This window comes from Clostridioides sp. ES-S-0001-03, assembly GCF_020676075.1.
Classification (GTDB): Bacteria; Bacillota; Clostridia; order Peptostreptococcales; family Peptostreptococcaceae; genus Clostridioides.
Genome location: NZ_JACVWJ010000020.1, coordinates 1 through 10188, shown reverse-complemented (window position 1 = coordinate 10188; position 10188 = coordinate 1). Strand labels below are relative to the sequence as shown.

Annotated in this window: 11 protein-coding genes and 1 pseudogene; 9 read left to right on the top strand and 3 right to left on the bottom strand. The window is 26.5% G+C overall.

Going from position 1 to position 10188, the window contains the following annotated elements:
• The first annotated feature begins 551 nt into the window (after positions 1-551).
• A complete protein-coding gene (locus IC174_RS21215) occupies positions 552-674 on the top strand; it encodes a hypothetical protein (protein WP_255625542.1) in 123 nt (40 codons plus the stop codon).
• A gap of 136 nt (positions 675-810) precedes the next feature.
• Positions 811-1356 (top strand): tyrosine-type recombinase/integrase, encoded by a 546-nt coding sequence (locus IC174_RS20385; RefSeq protein ID WP_227483908.1) that lies wholly within the window; start codon positions 811-813, stop codon positions 1354-1356.
• Between the two features lie 1179 nt (positions 1357-2535).
• Here IC174_RS20385 and IC174_RS20380 read toward each other — a convergent pair.
• Together IC174_RS20380 and IC174_RS20375 are read right to left on the bottom strand one after the other, a co-directional pair.
• On the bottom strand, positions 2536-3081 hold the full coding sequence (locus IC174_RS20380; protein ID WP_227483907.1) for a hypothetical protein: 546 nt from the start codon (positions 3079-3081) through the stop codon (positions 2536-2538).
• A gap of 77 nt (positions 3082-3158) precedes the next feature.
• A complete protein-coding gene (locus tag IC174_RS20375; protein ID WP_038811696.1) occupies positions 3159-3356 on the bottom strand; it encodes a helix-turn-helix domain-containing protein in 198 nt (65 codons plus the stop codon).
• 248 nt (positions 3357-3604) lie between these two features.
• On the opposite strand from IC174_RS20375, the gene IC174_RS20370 reads away from it, so the two are divergent.
• The 5 genes and pseudogenes from IC174_RS20370 (at position 3605) to IC174_RS20350 (ending at position 6872) form a co-directional block, all read left to right on the top strand.
• On the top strand, positions 3605-3907 hold the full coding sequence (locus IC174_RS20370) for a hypothetical protein (protein WP_074099020.1): 303 nt from the start codon (positions 3605-3607) through the stop codon (positions 3905-3907).
• A 231-nt stretch (positions 3908-4138) separates the two neighbouring features.
• Complete coding sequence (locus tag IC174_RS20365) at positions 4139-5350, top strand: MarR family transcriptional regulator (protein ID WP_227483906.1); 1212 nt, start codon at positions 4139-4141, stop codon at positions 5348-5350.
• Between the two features lie 185 nt (positions 5351-5535).
• Positions 5536-5622: pseudogene (locus IC174_RS21500) on the top strand (winged helix-turn-helix transcriptional regulator); the annotation flags it as partial.
• Between the two features lie 240 nt (positions 5623-5862).
• Positions 5863-6582 carry a hypothetical protein gene (locus tag IC174_RS20355; RefSeq protein WP_227483905.1) on the top strand — a complete coding sequence of 240 codons (720 nt, stop codon included), beginning with the start codon at positions 5863-5865 and terminating at the stop codon, positions 6580-6582.
• A 59-nt stretch (positions 6583-6641) separates the two neighbouring features.
• The gene (locus IC174_RS20350) at positions 6642-6872 is read left to right on the top strand and encodes a hypothetical protein (RefSeq protein WP_227483904.1); all 231 of its coding nucleotides are present in this window, start codon (positions 6642-6644) and stop codon (positions 6870-6872) included.
• Between the two features lie 200 nt (positions 6873-7072).
• Here the strand turns inward: IC174_RS20350 and IC174_RS20345 are convergent, their stop codons facing one another.
• Positions 7073-7402, bottom strand: a complete 330-nt coding sequence (locus IC174_RS20345; protein WP_227483903.1) for a BlaI/MecI/CopY family transcriptional regulator — start codon at positions 7400-7402, stop codon at positions 7073-7075.
• Between the two features lie 152 nt (positions 7403-7554).
• On the opposite strand from IC174_RS20345, the gene IC174_RS20340 reads away from it, so the two are divergent.
• Together IC174_RS20340 and IC174_RS20335 are read left to right on the top strand one after the other, a co-directional pair.
• Positions 7555-7923 carry a helix-turn-helix domain-containing protein gene (locus tag IC174_RS20340; protein WP_227483902.1) on the top strand — a complete coding sequence of 123 codons (369 nt, stop codon included), beginning with the start codon at positions 7555-7557 and terminating at the stop codon, positions 7921-7923.
• 1563 nt (positions 7924-9486) lie between these two features.
• Positions 9487-10179 (top strand): recombinase family protein, encoded by a 693-nt coding sequence (locus tag IC174_RS20335; protein ID WP_227483901.1) that lies wholly within the window; start codon positions 9487-9489, stop codon positions 10177-10179.
• The last annotated feature ends 9 nt before the right edge of the window (positions 10180-10188 follow it).

The window sequence follows — 10188 nt, the reverse complement described above, 5'->3', positions numbered from 1 at the left end:
AAAAGATTTTAAAGGAACCCTAAAGGATATTGAGGTAATGAAACTAGTTGGATTAGCTAGAAATACATATTACAAATACAAAAAAGAATTAATAAAAGAACTTAGAGTTAAAAAATAATGATTCAAAAAACTATGGTAAAAAAACTATTAAAAGAAGCTTTAAAGGAATGCATAATGATTCTTGAAAGAAATGATTTAAGCTATACAGAAGCTAAGGGACAGGTACAAACATATTAAAGTGTATTGGATATTAATAGTAGATATTTAGATATTAGTAAAGCTAAAGTGTTGCTAGAAAACATAGGTTAGTAGGAACACTAGTCTATTATTATGCTATAATTTGAAGTATACAAATGGGTTGGGAGCATTGCAATTGCTTTTATATCCATTTTTTTAATTTCCAAAAATATAATAGGGTTCTATAGTCCCATTGTGTAAAAATTTTAATTTACTCAAGAAAAAAAGATATTTTAGCAACACTTTAGCAACACTTTGTCAACTTTTTGCTTATATAAATGTATTAAGATATTTACATAAGATGTTATAAAAATATGAAAGGAGCTAAAAGAAGTTATAGAAAAAGACTAAAACTAGATTTAAGGAAAGTAAATTTATCAGATGTATTTGCAAAGAATAAATCGGGAGTTTTTAGAGTTGATGAAGCTGACGAATAACTTTTACATGATTGCTTAGCTGAAACTAAAAGTATAAGAAAAGCATCTTGCTTGGCAAATACAATCCAAAGGGAAAAGTGTATATTGTGTTTTTTATGAACACCAATTTTGGCATTTATAAATAGGAGTGATTTAAATGAGAGTAGAGCCTATTGAAAATAAAAAAGATATAGAGAAGCTTAAAAGATATTTTAGAAATAAAGGTAAAATAAGAGATTTAACTCTAATAACTTTAGGGTTAAATACTGGCTTTAGAATAGAGGATATTTTAAAACTAAGAGTCAAAGATGTGTACAAGAAAAGAGAAATAAATATAAGAGAAAGCAAGACAGGGAAAAGAATAAGAAAGCCTATAAATGATAGTTTGAAAGAAATATTAGATATATATTGCAAAAATAAACCAACTAATGAATACCTATTTAAAAGTCAAAAGGGAGAGAATGAAGCAATAAGTACTACACAAGCATATAGAATTATTAAAAAAGCTTCAAAAGCCTGTAGGATAAGATTAAATATAGGTACTCATAGTATGAGGAAAACACATGGTTTACATATATTTAAGGATAAAGGAATTGAAGTAGCGCAAAGAGCTTTAAACCATGCTAATCAAATAGATACGCTAACATATATTGGGATAGTACAAAAACAAACTGATAATGCCATTATGAAACTTAATTTATAGTTAAAAATGTACGATTTTCTTTGCTATTTTTACATTTTATAGTTAATGATTAATTAAATAGGCGTATGTGTAAGTAATTGCAATGGATAAAGACAACTAAAATAAATGTAATAGTTTATAGTAATCGTACATTTTTTTATATACTTGTATGTATTACTATTACTTGCATAGATATTGTTTTTATCTTGTTTAGAAAAAATAACCATTATTAATTGATTATTAAATGATAGTGAAGGAATATTGAAGCTTAATATTATAATATTTCAAAATCGCTAAACTAAAGGAAAAAACAACTCGAATATTTAAAATACAAACTTAATTACAAGGCTATAAGGTAGTGATACCAATATGTGTATAGCTTTATATCATTTAATAGAATTACTGAATTATATGTTTATTTGAAAGGGTATTATTATGCTTTTGAAATAAAGTTGCAACCTATATATTTTGATTGATTAAAACTCACTTAATTTAGATTGAAACAACTCAATTAAGTACTTCAAATGAAGCTATACCAATACATATAAGGCTTTGATTTGCCATAAAAAAGTGCAACAATTAGCCCCCCCTTGATAAAAATAACCATTTAAAATTAAAAAATGTGAACCGAGGTAGGTATATGGCTTCGGAGATAGGCGTTGTTTTGTGTAAGGTGTGGGGGTGGGGTGTTGCAACTTAAAATCATGGTTGCAGATGCAAAAATACATTAGTAAAGCTATGTAAAATATTACTACTAAAGATAGTCGGAGTTGTTTAAAATACTATGTTTGACTAATAAAGGATATAAATATTTACATATGGTTAAATGTCGGGAAATAAAGATTTTGCATATGCAACTGCACCCGTAAAAAGTATATAAGTTGCAATGTCTATATAGCACTTATAGCACCTTTAAAAAGGAATGATTTGAATATTAATATTAAAACTAAAGAAGTAAGTAATTACAATGTATTGAGGGATAAATTATATATAAAAGCTTAGAGCAAATAGAAATATAATAATCAAACTAATGCTATGTTTTGATGAGTATATGCTCGATAGAAATATATATAATACGCCCCCCATCACATTTAATAAGTAAATAAAGATAGAGAACTGGAAGGAGTACATATTTTTCACAGAAAACCAAAAAATGAGATTTTCATGGAAAAGTTTTTAGAATGTCAGAAAGTAGGTAAACTATTTATATTTATCCATAAAATCTTTAAGAGCTTGACTAATAATATCTTGTACCCTGTACTTTTTATTAGCTTCACAGAAGGCTACAAACTCTTTTTGAATATCTTCATAGACCTTATAGCTTCTAGTGACTATATTGCCTTCAAAATCATCTATATTTAGTTTATCAGCCCCAACTACTTTATTACTACTTTGTGATTCGTACCAGCTATATACTTCATTTAGTTTATTATTCATATCATTGAATTTAGATAAAATATTATTAAAATCAATGTTAGTTGTATCAATTAAAGTATTATCATTGCTAGTGTCGCCCGTAACTACTTTTGAACTACTTTCTAATTCAACAACCTCAACAATAGATATGTATAGCTTCTTAGCTTGATTAAATTCATATCCATGTTGCTTAAATCTATTTCTTATAGTTGTACGACCAATACCAATATCTTTACATGTATTAGTTAGTGTATCGCCCTCTAGGAGCTTATTATTAATATATTGTATTTGCTCCTTAACAGGTAAGTTATCAAATGTATATCTATCCATGTTTAGACCTCCAAAATAAAATAACTACTAAAGTAGCTTTCTAGTAGTTATAAATAAACCCTTTAGAATTAATATTTTTATTTGTCCCAACCTAACAATTCATTAGGTGAACATTTAAGAGCCATACAAATTTTTTCTAAAGAATCGAATTTAATAGATGTGGTTTGATTTGAAGCTAATCGACCAATGTTTTGAGGTGTCATTCCCGTTTGCTTTGATAACCAGTATTTACTTTTACCCCTAGACATTAATAATTCATTTAATTGTATATACATATTAACCCCCTTATAATCATTAGTTATATAAATACATATTACACAAGATATGTATTGTACGCAATTTAACTATTGACAACCATTATCGTACATAGTTAATATTATAGTATAAGTGTAAAATACTGGGAGTGATTAAAAATAGAAAATATATTAAAAACCTAACGAAACTTAACTAAAAATATAAGATTACAAAACAAATAATTCTAGGGTACAAAAGGTTTAAATGTAGATAAAAAGGAGAGTTGAAAGTGATAAAAGATGATTTGTTAAGGGCTGGATTTGATACATATAGTATAAATGTAGAAGAAGAACTATTGGAAAATGACGAAATATATTTAAGTGACAAAAAAGAATCTGAAAGAATCATGAGCAGGTTATTAGAAATATTAGAAGAAAAAGAATATAAAAAAATGCTAATTGATTTTGAGGAAAAAGTATTTGGTAACAGTGTAATTGAAAAAGAATACGCATACCGAATGGGCGTTTTAGATGGTTTTGGGTTAGCTGAATTTATAGACTTGGCAGAAAAACTATGCTTAAAAAGGAACTGAAAATATATATTAAAACCGTCAATTATAATTTTATTAATGATATAATATTAATTAACAAAAAATAACAAAAGGCGAGTGCCTGTGTGACGGCATACACTCACCTTTTCAACTAGAGTCAATCATACTACTAGAGTCTAATCAACATATATAAGTTAATTATACGAGATTTACAAAAGAATGTAAATACATAGCTTGTTAGAACTTGATTGACTCCTAAAATAAGGGGGAAATATGACTTGTTCAAATGCAAAGAATATACTGTTAAATGATATAAATAACTTAGAAGTAATACATAGTAAGTCAAAAGGATACATAACATTAGCAAGTAAAAAAGAGCAAAAATTCACTCAATGGCACTATAAAATAAATGAATTAGAAGAGAGATATTCGGAGCTTATAGATAATAAAGTAAATGTTTATATAAGTCATAATACCTTTTATAAGCCACAGAGAAGAATTGAAAATATAAAAGAATTAAATGCGATATTTATAGATATAGATTGTTACAATACAAATTATACAAAAGAAGCAGTCAGATTTTTTATAGAAAAAGATTTAAATGGCATAATACCAAACCCAACTATGCTAGTCGATAGTGGAAGGGGACTATATTATGTATTAAAACTTGAACCAGTACCAAGTAAAGCCTTGCCACTTTGGTATGCAATACAAAGATATATATATAATCAATTAGAAGAATTTGGAGCAGATGCGAAAGCATTAGACCCTACACGTGTGTTACGAGCCACAGGAACAATTAACTCCAAGACACAAACAGAAGTTAAGATAATTGATTATGATGGATATACATATACACTAAAAGAGATACAAGAAAATTATTTACCAGAGTTAAAAGAAAAAAAGAAAAAAGTTAAAGGTAGACCTAAAAAAGTCGTTAGCTTATTTAATGAATATAGTTTATATCATGCAAGACTTAACGACTTGATAAAAATATGTGAGTTAAGAGATTACGATATGGAAGGGTGCAGAGAAGTAACTTTATTTTTATATAGATATTTTACTTGTTGCTTCATGGAAGATGAGGGACAAGCTTTAGAATGTACCTTAGAGCTAAATAAACAGTTTGTAAAACCATTAAAGGATAATGAAGTAGTAAAACATACAAAGAGTGCAGAAACGGCTTATAAGGGCAAGAAATATAAATTTAAGAATAGTACATTGATAGATTTATTGGGAATAACAGAAGAAGAACAAAAATATCTTAAATCAATAATTGGCACAAATGAAAAATATAGAAGAAAAAATATAAAAAGAAATGAAAATAGAAGAAATGAGAACGGGTTAACAAGTAGGGAGCAGGAAAAGCAAGATAGAATAAATGAGCTATTAGAACTAAAAAGTAAAGGACTGAATCAAAGTGAAATAGCAAGAAATCTTGGAATAAGTAGACAAGCAGTAAGCAAACTTTTAAAGTCTTTATAATTTGTCAACTGAAAAGGGTCTTTGTATTAAGGGGGACGTAGTCCTGTTCCCTCTTTAGGATACGAGTTTGTGTTTTTAGGACACCCGAAATACTTTAAGAAGGCATAAAGTTAGCTTGAAGAAATGAAAATGGATTAACAAAAAAACAACAGGAGCTTTTAGATTTAAAAAATGAGCTATTAAAACTTAAAGAAAAGGGATTAAGTAATAGAAGTATAGCAAAACAATTAAATATAAGTGAATCTAAGGTAAGAACAACGTTAAAAAAATAGGTGCGTTAAAAAAGGGGTCTTTGTATTAAGGGGTACGTAGTACTGTCCCCTTTTTAGGGTAAAAGTTTATTGTGTGTATTTATGAAATAATAGTCCTCTAGATATAAAGAGCGTTGACTAATAAAATTGAGATAGTAGAAACAGAAAAAGAAGCTGAAAAGGTAGAAGAAGAAATCAGCAATAGAGCAACTAGAAGGACATAAAAAATATTTGGTAGGCTATAGTGAGATTAAGAAGTCAATGACCAGTAATAGTTTACTAAAATATCACTATGATATGAGAATAGATAGTAATATTTGTTTAAAACATTATATGGAACATGATTTATATAGCCTAATAATTAATAATAATTGCAGAAAAACAATAGACTTATTCAGTGATTTTGTATTAGATAATAGTTATAGTATTGACCTATCTTGGAAACTTGCGACAATGTCAGACGAGAAAAGAAATCTATTTTTTGAACAGATAAATACAACAATTTATCGAAAAATTAATGGAAAATACGCAAATTCTTTGATAAATGATGATAATATTGGTACTTATACTTACAACTATATCAATTTCAATTTTGGAGTTGGTACAAGTTATACAAAAGAACACCTAGAAGCCCTAATCGTTGATTTACAGACGTTTCTAGCGACTAAAAAGAAGTTAACTATTAAAAAAATAAGCCTAATTTTACAATCAATTTTTGTTATTGAGTGCAAAAGATTTAGAGGTGTGACAGGGTTGCCCTATAAATACTATAAAAATATACTTCCAAACCCTGTCACAGATAAAAAAATGATTAGAGTTTATACTATTAAGAAACATATAGAAATAGAGGACATCAAAAAAGAATTAGGATTAATGGATAGTGATTTAAGTATAGAGCATTTAGTTGAAACTAGAATAAATAAGCTATTAAATACAGTTGATGAAGCAGACAAAGAGGTTCTTTTAGAAGGATTAATCTAATAGCTAATCTTAAATACTAATAATACTAAAAAATGTTGCTTTGTATTAAGGGGGTTTATATGAAAAGAAACTTTTTACCTAACTTAGCATTGGTAATTTCAGTAATTTCAATGGTATTAGTAATTTTAAAATTATTAGGTGTAATTAAAATACCAATAGTAATTATAAATTTATTATTTATAACTCTTTTAAGTGTTATGACATGGATAAATTATAGGAACAATAAAAAAGTACAAATGTTTATAGGTGTTTTAGTTCTCTTGGTATTTATAGGGTTAATTCTTTTATAAAGTTTATAGAAATAGTGGTTTATAATCACATAATTAAACGATTTAGAATAGGTATAAGTTATAAAAAAATATATTTACAAGAGTTATGTAACAATTTGAAAACTATCAACATAAGTATTTACATAAGTTTAAAAGATAATTAAGTGAGTAACATATAAAAAAAGTACACTTGTATAAGTTATATTATTTATACTGGTGTACTATTTTTTATGTTTAATATTATCTTTCAAAGAAGCTAAAAGGCTTTCTAATGAATTTGAATGTATGTCATTTAAGAATCTTTTTGTTTCAGATACTTTATAATCCTTTTTGGTTATAAGTATTGTGTAATGTGTAATTCTGCCTATTCGTTCAGATGCTAAAAAGCGTTTAACAACAAGTCTTGATAAAAGTGTTAGTGTTGTTGTTGGTTTCCAATCACATTCAATTTGCATTGCCTTTATGACTTCCTTAGAAGTGACTATATCGTTTTTACTCCATACAAATTTCATGACTTTAAATTCAGCTTCGGGTATCTTTAGTATATCCATTATATTCTCACTTTCTTGAACTATTGCAAATTATACTTTCAATAGTTCATTATTATGTAGCATAGGCAATAAAACTTTTGTTAGTTCATTATAATATAATTATGAACAGGTTACAATATGTGTGAATACTTAGGAAAGGTGAATACATGTATATGGAACTTGATTTTAAGGCTATTGGACAGAGAATCAAAATTGCTAGAATAAGAAAAAAGCTTACACAAGACACTGTATCAGAAATAATAAACATAACTCCTTCCCACATGAGCAACATCGAAACGGGTAAATCTTCTGTAAGTTTGCAAACTCTAATCGCAATCGCTAACGTGTTAGGGGTATCAATAGATGAATTATTGTGTGATACAATCTTAGACTCCAAAGTTGTTTTTGAAAAAGAATTAAGCGAAGTTTTAAAAGATTGTAATGAATATGAGATAAGGGTTCTTGTTGATATAGTAAAAGCTTCAAAAGAATCTATCCGAAATGTCAAAATGTTTCAATCAAATATAAATAATAGATATTAGATAAAGATAAGCTTTGATAGTTTGATTACTATTGAAGCTTTTTATTATATGTAAATTAGCATATTTTACCAGTAAGGAAAAAATAGGAAAATGTAGAAAAAACACAAAGTATCTGCTATTATCTAAGTATAAACCCTATATACAGAATAGAAGAACTTATGTGATAATTATACAATTATCATCCCCTTACCTCTCATGAGGTTTTTAAATGGTATATCAGTAAGAGTTATATTGTATAGAAATATAATCCTTATTGATGTATCATTTTTTTGTTTTAAAAATTTGGTAGCTTAGTAAATATAAAAAAGATTTTGGCGATTTTATATAAAATATTTAAGGAATAGTTGATATAAAAAAGGTGATATGTTCGTGTTCGGAAAAACCAAAATTTGACCATACTGTAGTATTTTATAGATATTTGAAATAAAAGTATTTTAAATAAGTATTAAAATATATTTGATATTGAAGTTATGAAAAATATAGTTTTGCTGAACTGAAAATATATTGCATAATCATTATAAATGAGATGAACTGAGGTAGTGTTATGATAATAGTGTATGAAAGAGTAGGTATAAATTTTAATAATTTAATTGATATTATAGATACATTAATATAAGGGTTTTACTGTAAAAAATAATTCTGTTAAGTAAAAAATCAAATGACTTGAATCTTAAAAATAAGCTATACTTTAAAAAGGAACAAGAAAATAAAACAAGAATTACAAAATTAAATGAAGTAAGATTTATTTTTAATAGTATGAGATTAGTTTTGTTTAATTAACAAATAACTTGAAAATTGGTTTTCTAAATAATGAGAAATCTAAAAACTAGTTAAATAATTTTGTGGAAAGGGGAAAGTTAATATAAAAATAAAATCGAAAAAAACAACAAAAGTATTTTCTTTAATTGGAGTAGCTTCTGTGATAATATGTATTTCATATTTATTCCCAAGATTTTTGTTGTTCTATTTAGATGAATTTTTTATTCACTTTTTTCAATATAGTTTATTTGAAAAAAATGAGCATTATATAATTGTTGCAAATTTTATAACATTTTTATTGATATTGGTAGCACTAATTGCTGTAATTATATTCTATAAAAAACAAGTCTTCATAAGGAATAATTTTAAATAAAAACAGTATAAACCTAATTTTTATACTGTTTTTATTTTCATGTACGAAACTCATTTCTACATAATCTATTTATTATATAAATTAAGATATAAAATCTCAAATTATATAGAAAACAACTAATAGATTAAGTCAAAAACAAATAAGTTATATAAATTAGTAATACTATTCAACAACTAAATCTGTTTCTAGAGTTTTTTGAAATAGGTGATTACTGTTCACCGAGTTTTTAAATAGGAAATTACAAATAGACAGGTAAAGAGGTAGATAGAAATCGAATATTAATAGCTCAATCAAGAGTATCAAAAGTAATGTATGCTATCAAAGTATCAAAAGTCATTGATTTATAGAAAAATAGATGCTAATATTAGAGTATCAAAATAAATGAACGTTAAAATTGATACTTTAACATTAAATAAAGGATGGATTAACTAATGATATATGGATACACAAGGATTTCTACAAAGCAACAATCAATGGATAGACAGGTAAGAAATATAAAAGACATTTATGCTAATGCTGTAATAGTTGAGGAAGTATTTACAGGAACAAAAGTAGAGGGGAGAAAAGAATTTGATAAGCTTCTTAAGAAAGTAAAAGCTGATGATACAATAGTATTTGATAGTGTTAGTAGAATGTCTAGGAATGCCGAGGAAGGTTTTCAGTTATATGAAGAGTTGTATAATAAAGGGATTGAGTTAATATTCATTAAAGAAGCTCATATAAACACAACGACATACAAGCAGGCATTAACAAGTAATATACAAATGACAGGCACAATGGTAGATATGATACTAGAAGGTATTAACAAATACCTTCTTGCACTAGCTAAAGAACAAATCAAGCTAGCGTTTATCCAAAGCGAAAAAGAAGTCACAGACTTACAGCAAAGAACTAAAGAGGGTATACAGACAGCAAGATTAAATGGTAAGCAGATAGGGCAAATCAAAGGAACAAAGCTAACAACAAAAAAATCAATAGAAGCTAAGGAACAAATACAAAAATATTCAAAAGATTTTAAAGGAACCCTAAAGGATATTGAGGTAATGAAACTAGTTGGATTAGCTAGAAATACATATTACAAATACAAAAAAGAATTAATAAAAGAACTTAGAGTTAAAAAATAATGATTCAAA